This is a genomic window from Ferdinandcohnia sp. QZ13, from assembly GCF_031324165.1.
GTDB lineage: Bacteria > Bacillota > Bacilli > Bacillales > Bacillaceae_L > Ferdinandcohnia.
Window position 1 is genome coordinate 358,737 of record NZ_JAVIVW010000015.1, and the last position, 12,630, is coordinate 371,366.

The following is a 12,630-nucleotide window of genomic DNA, read 5'->3' on the forward strand; positions in this document are numbered from 1 at the left end:
TTGGCTTATGACCAGATAGCCAATCGCCGCCTGGAGCTGGACATTGAAAAAGAGGTGCTGATTTTAGCACCTCTTTTCAGTTAACCACCGATATACGACATTTCAATCTTCTTGCGTTTTTTCGCCGTTTCCTCTGTACGTTCATCTGAGTAACGATCACGTCTTGCCTGCCATACCGATTTAAGTGCTTCATCAATATCACTTTCGGATGCACCCGAACGAATTAATGATTTTAAATCATGACCAGCTGTTGCAAACAGACAAGTATACAGTTTACCATCTGCAGAAATTCTTGCTCTTGTACAGCTTGAACAGAAGGATTCTGTTACAGATGAGATGAAGCCGATTTCTACGTCTGTGCCCACATAACGATATCGTTTTGCTACTTCACCGAAGTACTCGGCATCTACAGGTTCCAACGGCATTTCACTATTGATTAGGTCGTGAATCGCTTTTTTCGAAACAACCTGTTCGAAATTCCACCCATTTGTTGTACCAACATCCATAAATTCAATGAAACGAAGGGTAATGCCCTTTTCTTTAAAATATCGAGCCATCGGTAAAATTTGCGAATCATTTTTACCTTTTTGAACGACCATGTTCATTTTCACTAGGAGTCCTGCTTCCTGTGCGGCTTCAATTCCTTTAAGAACAGGTTTCACACCTACGGAACGGCCATTCATTCCTTTAAATATATCATTGTCAATTGCATCAAGGCTTACATTAACACGCTGAAGCCCTGCTTCCTTTAATTGTTTTGCATATTTGGGTAAAAATACCCCGTTTGTTGTGAGGGCAATATCATCAATACCGTCTATATGAATTAAACGCTCAACAAGCTCATGGACATTTTTTCTTACTAAAGGCTCTCCACCGGTTAACCGAATCTTTTGCACACCTAGTTTGACAAAACTTCTTGTCAACGTTTCTATTTCAGAAAAGGATAATAATTCTCCTTGCGGTAAGAATGGATAGTCATCCCCGAAAATTTCTTTAGGCATACAATAAGAGCAACGGAAATTACATTGATCTGTGACAGAAATACGCAAATCACGTAAAGGTCGATTCAACTGATCAACAATTTTCTCTTCTTTTGTAGTCATCTAACCTGTCACTCCTACTTAATATGTAACTTATACTCTATCATACTAATAAATGATTGTGAATAGAAACCAAAAGCTACGTATTTTCATCTTCAATTAGATTCAAAAAGTGGACAAACTCCCTCTACTTCTAGTCAATGGTTACATATCCATGTTAGTAAGGCAGGAATAAGGAGCAGCTTCTATGTTGAAGTAAAAATTCTAGACCATCACTAAAAAGATAGTTGTCCTCATACTGGGATATCACGAAGCTGGGGGTAATCAAATGAGAGCCTATAGAAGACTATATTGGGTACGCCCATTCCTTGGTGGATTAGCAGGGGGGCTTGTAGGTAGCACCCTTTTCAATCCATATATGTATGGTGGGTACGGGTATCCATATCGCCCACCATTTTATCCGTATGGCGGCGGTTTGTGGTATTAAGGAACAAGGGAGCTGACAACCAAATGTCAGCTCCCTCTTTTTTTCTTTTTCTTAAACATAAGCGAAACGGCTAGTGGCATAATTCCAAACCACCGATTTGTTAATGGTGCCTGTTCTTCCTTACGCTGCTGCCTCGTAGCTTTCCGAACTTCTTTCGGTTGGTCTATAAACTTTACAAACTGTTGGGTTACAAATTTTACATAATCGTTTGTAGACATAATTACACCTACCTTTTTCGAGCCTTAGTGTTATTATTTCCACCATTATATAAATGTAACCACAAAAATTTATTCTACCGTAAATCTAGCCAAGAGCTAATCTCTTTTGACTCATAGTCATACACAAAGCGAGCACTGCTTTTACGTTGTTCATATGTCTTACATGTTAAAGTAATCTGCGATGTTGTTAATGTTAGGGGTGAAACGGTGTAAGAGATGTTACCCGTTGGATAATTGAAAATACCCGTTAATCCTGCGCTTACTTCTTCATTCAGCAATGTGGCTTTTAAGTCTCCAACTCCCACTTGCATTAAATTCTCCAGAATTAAAATTTCTTCCGTTTCGTTTGAGAAGGCTTTTTCCGTAAGATAAGCATTGAGCTGGGAGGTAAAAACGAGAAAAAACAAAAACGAAATTGCAATGGTAACTGGCAGGATAAAGCCCTTTTCATTTTTCATCTTTACGTAACCTCCACTGCTGTTAGGGATGAAATTAAGGCTTGATACGTTTTACCATCAACCGTCAGAACTTTAATCATAAAACCATTGGTTCTTGGTTCAAATGTGACATCTGTTATATGTTGAAGTAATAATTCATGCCCTTTTGAATTTACCCTTCTTCTTATTTTATCTGTATATTTTTCAAAACTTACTACATCACCCGCTACATTATAAAACGAAACTGACCCACTACTTGAAACAGTGATTTCTCTTGCTTCACGGATTTCCATTTTCATTTGTTGAAGTAAGATTTGCCATTCTAGCTTGTTAAATTGTTCACCACTATCCCTATAAATGACACTTAAAAAAGGTGCAATAAACGCAAGAATAACAAGCAGGATTGAAAAGGTAACGAGCATTTCAACAAGTGTAAAACCCTTTTCATTGTTCACCATTTAGATATCCACATCTTTCATACGTTTTTGAAAGCTTGTCCTCCCAAGTGACACATAGCTCCCATTTTTGAAGCGCCTCATTAAACTGTTTTGAAAATGTGTAAGTAACCCCGTATTTCACTAAATGATTTAACGATGGTTCCCGGTTATACTCTTTTTGTAGTTCTTCAGAGAGTAATTGAGTTCCTATATTGAAAATTTCGGTATTCCTTCTTTCTGTGATGATGAGCATTAATTGTGGAAGAAGCGTCACACAAAGCATGAACCAGATGGAAACTGACAGAAGCATCTCTACCATCGTAAATCCCCGTTTATCCCTTACTAACATAAAACCTACCCTTTCCTAATAGAAACGTGACTATATAGATACTATCTTTATATCGGAATCTTATTTCACCAGCTCGTTGAATATTTCCATTACTTGTGAAAACTAAATACTGTCCAAGTGTTGTAAATTGAATGCGGATTGCTGGGTCTATTTTTCGAACAAGTAACACTTCCTGAGAATTCCCCCTTGTGAGACGATAATATGAACCACTTGAACTAAAATAAAGTGTTGCCGGATCACTGTTACTAATTGCAAATTGCTGACTTAAGAATATATCGTTTTGAAGCTGCTCTAGAAATTGGTCCATTTTTTTCGATTCATGTAGGGGTCTAAGCTGTAGAAGACTAATGGAGGAAATGATGATGACGATGGATAGGACAATCAATGCTTCGATTAGGGTAAAGCCTTTATCATTAACCTGCGGTAGGCTCTTCATGAACAACTTTATGGTCCGAATTCATCTTAATTATGTCTCCATTAGGACAAACAGGAGCCTTATTTAAATATTTACCATCGACCAATGGATCCAAAGATGTTAATGTACTGTGACCCTCCTCTATCTCATAAGCCTGCACCTGAGCCTCAACCATTTTAACCATTGCCTCACACCCCTTATTCTTAATGACAGAATTATGTTTTGTCACATTCGGTACTGTTATCAACAGCAAGATTGAAACGACTAATAAAACCACTAACATTTCTACAAGGGTAAATCCCTTTTGATTCTTTAGTTTCAAATAAATCTTCCTTTCTATATTCCATTTAATAGCTGAAACATTGGAATCATGATGGCCCCATACATGAGCATGATGATGATTCCAATAATTACAAATAAGATTGGTTGTACAATGGCTAATAATTTCGTCACTTTTTCCTCGGCTTTTTCCATAACATATTGACTATAATGCTGGAGCTCGCTTGCTAAATTTCCGTTTGACTGGCCATGCAGAATGATCATTGCTAAATCTGCCTCGTAATACTCTCGTACTCTCAAAATTTCTTCAAAACGGTTACCCGCTCTCAATAACATTTTCATTTCCTTTGCTTCCTCTCGAAAAAACGGAGAGTGAAGCTGCTGCTCAAACATAGTTAAGGCTTGAAAAATGGATAAACCACCCTTTAACAAGTTACTGAGCTGTACGGAAAAGAAATGGGAATTAAACATAATCGTTACTTTTTTCAAAATGGGTATCTTTAAAAGTAGCTTCATTTTTTCAACGGGAGTTCGTTTTTGAAAATGAAGGAAATAATACGCGAGGCCAATAATTACTAGTAAAAAGAAGATGAGGAACAAATATCGATTTAGTTCTGGGAGCCTTAATAAAAACTTAGAAATCATCGTTTGTTCATAACTCATGGAGGTAAACAGACTTTCAAATTGTGGTAATAAAATTTTTTCGATCATTGTGAACATAAAACCAACAAAAAACAAAAGGGCTAATGGATAGCGAATGAGTTTCTTTCCTTTATCAAGATGGTTGAGCTTTTTTTGTAGCATAGCACTTCCTTCGCGAAGAGCAAAAGAGATGTCTCCATGCTGCTCGGCAAAATAAATATACCCTAAGATATCCTTATGAAAACCGACTTTACTAAACGCCGTGTACAAAGATTCACCTTGTTTACAACTTTCAATTATGGACGCTACATCTTGACTATGTTTTTCCGGAAGCTGAAAGCGTAAAAATTGTGATGCATGTTCAAAAGAATAGCCTTGGTCAAGTAGGTCCCCGATTCTACTTAAATATAAGGACTGTTCTTTTAATGTCCAATTTTTATTTCTATTCTTTGTCATTATTGACAACCCATCTTTCTAAAGCATCCGGATATAAATATCCAAGGGCAATCCCTTTTTTGATGACATCCTTTAATTTTTCATAGTGATAATCTGCCTTGTCACCCCTTGCTTCCTTCATTACTTCCGTTAAGGCATGTCCATTTAATAGCTCGTACACACCTACTCTTCTAACCTTACGATGCTTCTTACAAAGCGGTGAACACTTACCCTCACAATATGGACATTTTAGGTCAACAAGCCTTTGTGCTGCGATGGCAATTAAGGTTTGTTCAATTTCCTGCAAGGATACATCAAATTCTAAGAGCCGATAAATCGCACCCTTTGAATCTCTCGTATGCATTGTTGACAGCACCAAATGACCCGTGAGCGCTGCACGGACTGCAATTTTAGCGGTTTCAGTATCGCGTATTTCGCCTACCATGATAATATCGGGATCATGCCGCAAAATTGCCTTTAAACCATGTGCATATGTGATGCCAGCTTTCTCGTTCACCTGAACCTGTAGGACATCTTCACTTCTTTTTTCGATTGGATCTTCTAATGTAATAATATTCCGGTTGAACAGCTTCTTCGTTGCGTGTAGTAAGGAATAGAGTGTGGTTGACTTACCTGATCCTGTTGGTCCTGTGAATATGATAAGTCCATGTGAATGCTTCAAAAGGGAAAGTAATTTTGTTGTCATATTTGGAAAAAGCGATAAGTTTGCAAGAGAATGAGATGGTGTTTCGGGTAGGATACGTATGACTAGACTTTCGTTGTAGGGTGTGGGCAGTGTAGACAATCGAAGGTTAATGGTTACGCCTTTGAGATTTAGGGTTATCGCGCCATTTTGCGGTCTTCTCCTTTCTCCAATATCCATTCCAGCAAGAAATTTATAATGGGAAATCAAGCGTTCACAAACATCTTTTGGGATTGTTTGCTTATTGAATAAATCACTATCGAGTCGGTATTGGATCATGGCATCATTGATTTTGGGGACAAAGTGAATATCAGATGCACTCATTGACCAAGCATCCTCGATCAATTGATCACCGAGTTGTTCGATTTCACTCAAATAATTCACTCCTTCTTGAACTCATATTTTATTTATTTTCTCTTGCAGGTATCATATTTCAACAAAAATCTACAAACTCCTTCTTTTTTCAAAAAATTAATTGTGAACTTTATTTGAACTTTTTCAGCAATAAAAAATACAACCACTGCCATTATGGTTGTATTTTTCAAAAGCAATTCAAAATTTTATCTATCATTAGGAGGAATCAATACATTATATGTAGGAAGCTTAAAAAGTATGCTAATCGAGTTGTAAAATACTTTGTAGTTTTGTGAACATTTACCTACAAGTGATATAAATCACTTATTGATGGTATTTAACTGTACTATAATGAGAGTAACATTAGGCTCGCAAGGAGTGATAACGGTGGAACAGACACTAAAGATTACGAACGTTTTAGCAGATCCAACACGATACTATATTTATCAATACATTATTAAACAAAATGAAGAGGTCACCGTACAAGAAATCGCAGAGGAATTTGATATTCATCCAAATGTTGCTAGACTTCATTTAACAAAGCTCGAAGATGTAAATATGCTTGTTTCAGAAGCCAAGAAAACCGGAAAAGGTGGCAGACCTAGTCGTCTGTACCGATTATCGAATGACCATATTCAAATTAATTTTCCATACCGGGATTATCAGCTGCTATCAAAAATTGCAATTGAAACAATGGCAGCACTTGGTGATGTAGGTAAAAAAGCACTTGAACTAACAGGGAGACGATTTGGTGAAGAATTGGTCAACCATCAGATTCCCGTTTCGATTCATGAGCTAACCTTTGATCAAAAGTTAGATATTTTAAAAAAGGCATCTACGGTTGCGGGTTTTTATCCAGATTTAGACCATAATAAGGATAAGACAAAAATTTTCTTAAAAATTAATAATTGTCCTTTTAAAGAAATTGCACAAGAAAATTTTGAAGCGGTTTGTGGCATGCATCATGCCTTTCTAAGAGGAATGTTTGATTTACTATTTGACGATGTGGTGCTAGAAGAGTCAGAAAACATAATTCTTGGATGTAATTCTTGCAGTTATCACGCATTTGTCGCAAAGTAATGTTTACATTTATGTAATCGTTACATTATAATAATAAAAGTGAGTGTTTATCATTTACAAGGGAGGGAAATATACATATGGAACGTATGTACCGTGTTTTAGGTTTTTGGACAGGTATCTTTTCAGTAATGTTCTACGTTGGTGGTATGGATGTTCTAGCACTAATTTTCTTTGCACAAACCGGATTTTTCGTCCTTTTAAGTTACTTAAAATTATCTGAAAGAATGTATATTTACGTGTTTGGCGCATATTTAACTGTTTTCTTCTGTGCCTTCTCTTACTACACCACATTTATGATGCCGTTAGGCGGAGGTCACTAAAAAAAAGCGATGGAAACATCGCTTTTTTTATTTGTCATAGAAAACATGATCCCAATTTATTTTGCTATTTTTTTGTTGGATAAGTACATGAAAAGCAGTACTCATTCCTCCATCCATAATTAGTGAACGAATGGCACGGTTTTGTTTACTTTTTTTCGAGAAAGGATTCGAATCAAAGTTATCCTGTAAAAACGTCAGAATCCCCGCAGCTAGTAAAAACTCATCCTGTCTTAATTTCTTCACAAATTCAAGACCGTACTTTGTCCCATTTGAAATAAGCGTGTCAAAATGAATATGGGTAGTAAGATCCATACTACCCGGATATTCAAGTGGATTGTTAATTAAATGGTGCTTGTAATAGCCACGAAGGCTTCCCTTCCTTCTAGCAGGTTCCATCCATTCCTCATTTGTATATCCGTAATCAACCGTAAAAGCAACCACGTTTCCAAGAAAATCATTTAGCTCATCTAGATAAGTAAGCATTGGAAGTGGTACCTCAAATCTTTGTCCATTAACAAGCGCGATCTTCGTACAATCTAAATAGTGCATAATACGCTCATCCGCAAGCGGTACAAAAATTTCACAAAGCTGATCATCCTTATTTAGTGTGATTTTCACTTCATAGATGCTATCATCTTTTTTCTCAATTACTCGCACTGGGAAAGCATCAAACAATTCATTTGAAAAAAGAATGCCATTAAATATCGGAAAATTCTTTTTAGCTTCATCCAAACTTTGAAACTGGATTACTTTTTTACCTATCGGGAGAAGCTCCTGCTGCAAGCGTCGGTGGTACGCACTTGTTTCAATCAAGATATATGTGATTTTCTTATATGTATCCCTGTAGGTATTATGTAATTCGTCCAATACTGCTTTTGCGAATCTCCCGTTTCCTCCTCCAATTTCACAAATAAACGGTTCTATTTTTTCTAGCATGATTAGTTTATGAAAAATCGATGCAAATAGTTTACCGAAAACATTGGAAATATTGCTGGTTGTGATGAAGTCTCCTTTTTTCCCTACCTTCTCTTCGTTCTTCATATAATAACCTTTTTCTTCATGATAAAGAACGGTATTCATATATTGTTCATATGTTATTTCGTTGTTTGGAGATGATTTTATGAGTTCTTTTAGTATGCGTTGCATCTTCTCACCTTTTGCTAGTTTTCACCATTGACACAGTGTTTATATTATTATATTGTAAATTTAGTAGCTTACAATATCCCTCCCATTATACGGATATATAAGTCTTAAGAGCGTTAAGAAGGTATTCTTAGTGCTAAAACATCCCCAAGGAAAAGTCTAACTAATTGAGTTAGACTTTTCCTTTTTTCGATAGGCTGTTTTCGCAAACTTTGTTTTTTTATCGTTGATTTCTGCTTCAGGTGGACGCTTTCCGCGGGCGTGGCTTGAGCCTCCTCAGGCCTACACGATGTAGGTCACGAAGCCGTTGCCACAGGACGTGGCGCTCTTGGCTTCGTTCTACTGGTCGCTTCTGCGGGGTCTCAAGTCTCACGCTTTTCCCGCAGGACTTTGAATTTCTTCCTTGAAATCACCCACGCACGAAGAAAATGCGAATGCATTTTCGAGGAGCCGCCACCTTACGCTCCTATCAACTATGTTTGCACCTTTATATCTGAAAGCAACAATCTTTTAGAAAATAACCTAAGTTAAAACCCGTTTAAAAATGGATTTGAGTCCATTTCGGCTTCGATGGTTGTTTCTGGACCGTGTCCCGAAAGGACAATTGTCTCTTCTGGTAGTGTGAGTAATTTTTTATGTATGCTGTCCAGTAATTGGTCATGACTTCCACCAGGAAGGTCTGTTCTACCGATGCTTCCTTGGAATAAGGCGTCTCCTGAAAAGACAACTCCAAGCTCTCTACAATAAAATGAAACACTTCCTGGCGAATGCCCTGGTGTGTAAAAGAGATCCAATGTAAAGTCACCAACAGAAAATTCTCCTTCTTTCGGAAGATTGGTTGGATCTACATTTGACAAAATTTCTTGCCCCGAAATAAAATATGCTGATCCATTTAAAGCTGGATCCCTCAGCCAATTTTTCTCTTTATCATGGATATATACAGGAACATTCCAATGGGCTAGACAATCATCAATTGCACCAATATGATCAAAATGAGCATGTGTTAAAAGTATAGCAATTGGTGTTAGCCCTTGCTGCCGTAGAATAGTCATTAATTTTTGCCCATCTCCACCTGGATCAAAAATGACACATTCTTTCTTCGAATTTGCTAGTATGTATGCATTTGTTTGTAACGGTCCTAGCGGAACCCTTTGCCATTTCATCATTTTACCTCCATTCCTTTATAATCTACCATCTATTTTACACTAACAGACAAAAACGAAAAAGCGCTTTACTAATTGCTACACGTGCTTTTTCTAAAAGAAATCATTTGTCTTCAAAGTGTCACTTTTTCCTCCTCGACAAAACTGGATAAAACCATTAGAATATAAATTGAATCTATCTATTTCTTTACATAAAGGGTTTTCAGCCTTTTGGAACAACATTTTACCTTATTGTGATGTTGTAAATTTTCATACTATGGGGAAAATAGTATTGAATATTAAGTAAAGGCACACTATTAACTGTAACATTGATTATAGCAAGGGGGTAAGACACATGGGTCTAATGATTATCTTTTCTTTAATCGTCATTTTAGCTGCATTTGGTATTATTCGTTCATTACGCGATAAAAACCTTTTAGCCTTACTTTTCTCAACAGGAATCTTTTTAGTATTAGGCTGGTTCACAATTATGACAATCTGGAAACATGGTTTCCCAACAGCTCACTAATATGAAAAGAAATTTTAAAAAAGCCATCGGACACTCGATGGCTTTTTACTTTAAAATATAATAAGATCCTCAACTTTTTTTGTCTTCAAATCAATTAACTTTTCGAATTGAAATCCGTATAATCCTAAGAAACCATTTGGGGAAAAATTAATTGGCTGATCATCCACCTTTTCAAGTATGACTTCTTCCTTCCCAGTACTCATATCATAGGAAACAAGCCCAAATTTTTCTCCATACGTATCAAATGCACCTGTCGAATATGGCTTAAAGGAATAGAACTTCTTTTGCCCCACAATGTAGTCTGAAGACGGAATGTACCATTTTGAATAGTCACTCAAAAGGGGCATTTTATATTCATGTAACTGTTTATTTTTTTCAGGATTGAAAAAACGAATCTTTGCAACCGAATCCTCTCCTAGGACTAATTCATAGGTAACAAGCAAATCTTTATAGGTTGCAAAAGAAATAATGTTTTCAAATAAAAGACCCTCTGTTTTCGTATTTAAATGATACGAATAAAGCGGCGCAAAGAAATCAAGCGAATTTTGGTCCCATTTTAAATAGGAAATTGTGTTTGAATCTATCCATTGAATAAACGGTTGAAATACCTCATATTTCGTTGTCTGTTGAGCATTAATATCAAGCAAATGGGTTTGAAATGACCAATCCTCTAAAAACGAAGTAACGAAAACCTGATCTATATTATATGGATTCCAGCTATAAAACAAATCAAAGGAATTCACTTTCCATTCGTATTGTACATTGCCTGATTTGTCGACTGCTGTTAACTTGACCTGGTTTTGGGAATCCGAAGTATGTATTAAAAACAAAGAGTGGTCTTCATTTGCTTTCATGGTCAATACAGGAGCTGTGGTTTTCAAAAATAACTCCTTTTCACCTGTAAATAGATGGTACTTGTAAATGCTAGAAGTTCCGTTCTTATCGGTCACATAAAGAATATTTTCATCATCATACCAATCGCCCACAATATTGAATTCTTCTCCCTGAAGATCTAGTGGTTGTAATTGCTGATTCTCACCCAAAAATTCAGATGGCAAAGGACCCTTCGAAACATTCTTATTACTACTTTTTGGCACATCACTAATATCAAACGGTTGATGAGAGTTACAGCCAGTTAGTAGAAAAAGAAACATAAAAACGTATATCCATTTTCTCACCAACTCGAAAATCACCTCTTTATGAATATAAACTTATACTGCCTCTTTATACAAAACTGAGTCCTCTACTTAGTATTTATTTCCTTAACAGATAATACGATTATGCATGTTAAAAAGTTTCAAAGCAAGAAAAAAAGCCGAAGAAAACACGGCTTATTTACACAACTTTCACATATACAACGAAGCCAAAAAGGCTCCCAGCGTTTCCTGATAAATTTCTTCGAATTGAGATAGTGGCAATGGATTTACTCCTTTACCTAATTCAAACGTAAACCCTGGGCGTCTCCACTCTTGAATAAACCAATCCTTGAAGCCGGCATGGCTATCAACAAAGCGGACTGCCTCATAGCCCGAAACTCTTGAAAATTCCTTTACCAGTGTTTCCGCTTCAGGCGGTTCCAGCCCTTCATAGCCCCAATAAATGACTTCTCCTTGTGTATGAAAGGCTAATACACAGGTAAAATTGGAGGATCTTGTTAATTTTTCAATCGCAATGACTTCAGGCTCGGTTAATGGAGCATCACCGGGATAGTCTCGTGGTGCAGGCGCCTTAGGCTCTTTTCGTTTTTTTTCAATTTCCCAGTTAGCCGGAAATTGATTATTCAAGTCGACACCTCGAATATTTGCCTTCCAGTCTTTAAAATCCAAACTTCCATTGTTTATTTTTACTACTTCCTGTTTATATGGTTCCTGTTCAGGTGGACCATTAAGAACTAAATCAACTCCATCTGGATTTACCATTGGAACAATCGATAGGATTGCTTTTAAATAGAGTGGCTCTACATAAAACCCACGGATTGGCGCCATATTGGTTAGTGCTAGCAAATAATCATTTAAAAAGGTCATGATCACATTCGTTGTTATCCATTCATTCGCATGAAAAGACCCGTTCCAATGAACTCTTTTTGTGCCTCTTCCTAATCGTAACTCTACTAATTCCTTTCCTAATACGCTCTTTCCAATTGAACGTGTTTGTAGAAATGGATAGATCGCTTGTAATTCATGAATATCCTTCATTAGATCTTCATAATCATATTTCCAATTTCCATTAACGACCGGATTCACAACTCTCTCTGGTATTTGAATGAGTTGACCGACTTGTAGATTTTCTGCCTCAATCCCTGGATTTACTAAAAATAAAGCATCAGCCAAAAGTGTACGCGATTTAGCAAGCTTCCATAATGTATCACCATCACCAATTGTATAAGGTTTTAATACGAAACCCGGAATATTTACATTTGCACCCACCTGCAAATTTTGACTATTTACATGTAAATTGGAATCGATAAGTAAATGTGTTGGGATTGAAAACAATTGACTATAATACCATATCGTGTCACCTGGGCGGACTTTTACCTTCACCAAAAACCCTCCTTAGTTACTTCTCCTACAATTCTATGAGCAAAAGGCTGTCCTTCATGTCATATGAAAAACCTTGACCA

At 36.7% G+C, this 12,630-nt stretch carries 17 protein-coding genes; 4 read left to right on the top strand and 13 right to left on the bottom strand.

Going from position 1 to position 12,630, the window contains the following annotated elements; all coding sequences use genetic code 11:
- Positions 1-80 precede the first annotated feature (80 nt).
- Complete coding sequence (gene moaA / locus RGU12_RS15505; protein WP_309536880.1) at positions 81-1,103, bottom strand: GTP 3',8-cyclase MoaA; 1,023 nt, start codon at positions 1,101-1,103, stop codon at positions 81-83.
- Positions 1,104-1,368: 265 nt separating this feature from the next.
- On the opposite strand from moaA, the gene ymaG reads away from it, so the two are divergent.
- Entirely contained in the window at positions 1,369-1,527 is a 159-nt protein-coding gene (gene ymaG / locus RGU12_RS15510; RefSeq protein WP_309536881.1) for an inner spore coat protein YmaG, read from the top strand.
- A 26-nt stretch (positions 1,528-1,553) separates the two neighbouring features.
- Here the strand turns inward: ymaG and RGU12_RS15515 are convergent, their stop codons facing one another.
- From RGU12_RS15515 to comGA, 8 genes are all read right to left on the bottom strand, one after another.
- Positions 1,554-1,745: a YqzE family protein gene (locus RGU12_RS15515; protein WP_116354520.1), complete on the bottom strand. Its 192-nt coding sequence runs from the start codon at positions 1,743-1,745 to the stop codon at positions 1,554-1,556.
- Between the two features lie 74 nt (positions 1,746-1,819).
- Positions 1,820-2,203, bottom strand: a complete 384-nt coding sequence (gene comGG, locus RGU12_RS15520; RefSeq protein WP_309536882.1) for a competence type IV pilus minor pilin ComGG — start codon at positions 2,201-2,203, stop codon at positions 1,820-1,822.
- Positions 2,204-2,205: 2 nt separating this feature from the next.
- A complete protein-coding gene (gene comGF / locus RGU12_RS15525) occupies positions 2,206-2,640 on the bottom strand; it encodes a competence type IV pilus minor pilin ComGF (RefSeq protein ID WP_309536883.1) in 435 nt (144 codons plus the stop codon).
- Complete coding sequence (locus RGU12_RS15530) at positions 2,627-2,938, bottom strand: hypothetical protein (RefSeq protein ID WP_309536884.1); 312 nt, start codon at positions 2,936-2,938, stop codon at positions 2,627-2,629. Before RGU12_RS15530 ends, comGF begins: the two co-directional genes overlap by 14 nt.
- Before the next feature lie 13 nt (positions 2,939-2,951).
- Positions 2,952-3,404 (bottom strand): competence type IV pilus minor pilin ComGD, encoded by a 453-nt coding sequence (gene comGD / locus RGU12_RS15535; RefSeq protein ID WP_309536885.1) that lies wholly within the window; start codon positions 3,402-3,404, stop codon positions 2,952-2,954.
- The gene (gene comGC, locus RGU12_RS15540) at positions 3,382-3,705 is read right to left on the bottom strand and encodes a competence type IV pilus major pilin ComGC (RefSeq protein ID WP_309536886.1); all 324 of its coding nucleotides are present in this window, start codon (positions 3,703-3,705) and stop codon (positions 3,382-3,384) included. The genes comGD and comGC overlap by 23 nt, the downstream gene beginning before the upstream one ends.
- A gap of 14 nt (positions 3,706-3,719) precedes the next feature.
- The gene (comGB, locus tag RGU12_RS15545; protein ID WP_309536887.1) at positions 3,720-4,760 is read right to left on the bottom strand and encodes a competence type IV pilus assembly protein ComGB; all 1,041 of its coding nucleotides are present in this window, start codon (positions 4,758-4,760) and stop codon (positions 3,720-3,722) included.
- The gene (gene comGA / locus RGU12_RS15550; RefSeq protein ID WP_309536888.1) at positions 4,747-5,817 is read right to left on the bottom strand and encodes a competence type IV pilus ATPase ComGA; all 1,071 of its coding nucleotides are present in this window, start codon (positions 5,815-5,817) and stop codon (positions 4,747-4,749) included. The genes comGB and comGA overlap by 14 nt, the downstream gene beginning before the upstream one ends.
- Before the next feature lie 366 nt (positions 5,818-6,183).
- Between comGA and RGU12_RS15555 the strand changes: the two genes are divergently transcribed.
- Positions 6,184-6,876 (top strand): helix-turn-helix transcriptional regulator, encoded by a 693-nt coding sequence (locus tag RGU12_RS15555; RefSeq protein WP_309536889.1) that lies wholly within the window; start codon positions 6,184-6,186, stop codon positions 6,874-6,876.
- A gap of 77 nt (positions 6,877-6,953) precedes the next feature.
- A complete protein-coding gene (locus tag RGU12_RS15560) occupies positions 6,954-7,196 on the top strand; it encodes a DUF2626 domain-containing protein (RefSeq protein WP_116354512.1) in 243 nt (80 codons plus the stop codon).
- A gap of 27 nt (positions 7,197-7,223) precedes the next feature.
- Here RGU12_RS15560 and RGU12_RS15565 read toward each other — a convergent pair whose 3' ends face one another.
- Together RGU12_RS15565 and RGU12_RS15570 are read right to left on the bottom strand one after the other, a co-directional pair.
- Positions 7,224-8,342 carry a class I SAM-dependent methyltransferase gene (locus RGU12_RS15565; RefSeq protein WP_309536890.1) on the bottom strand — a complete coding sequence of 373 codons (1,119 nt, stop codon included), beginning with the start codon at positions 8,340-8,342 and terminating at the stop codon, positions 7,224-7,226.
- Positions 8,343-8,866: 524 nt separating this feature from the next.
- Entirely contained in the window at positions 8,867-9,502 is a 636-nt protein-coding gene (locus tag RGU12_RS15570; protein WP_309536891.1) for an MBL fold metallo-hydrolase, read from the bottom strand.
- A gap of 334 nt (positions 9,503-9,836) precedes the next feature.
- Here RGU12_RS15570 and RGU12_RS15575 point away from each other — a divergent pair, with 334 nt between their 5' ends.
- On the top strand, positions 9,837-10,010 hold the full coding sequence (locus tag RGU12_RS15575) for a DUF2759 domain-containing protein (RefSeq protein WP_010678113.1): 174 nt from the start codon (positions 9,837-9,839) through the stop codon (positions 10,008-10,010).
- Between the two features lie 50 nt (positions 10,011-10,060).
- On the opposite strand, the gene RGU12_RS15580 is transcribed toward RGU12_RS15575, so the two are convergent.
- Positions 10,061-11,164: a YqgU-like beta propeller domain-containing protein gene (locus tag RGU12_RS15580; RefSeq protein WP_309536892.1), complete on the bottom strand. Its 1,104-nt coding sequence runs from the start codon at positions 11,162-11,164 to the stop codon at positions 10,061-10,063.
- Positions 11,165-11,356: 192 nt separating this feature from the next.
- Positions 11,357-12,550, bottom strand: a complete 1,194-nt coding sequence (locus tag RGU12_RS15585) for a M14 family metallopeptidase (protein ID WP_309536893.1) — start codon at positions 12,548-12,550, stop codon at positions 11,357-11,359.
- Positions 12,551-12,630 lie beyond the last annotated feature (80 nt).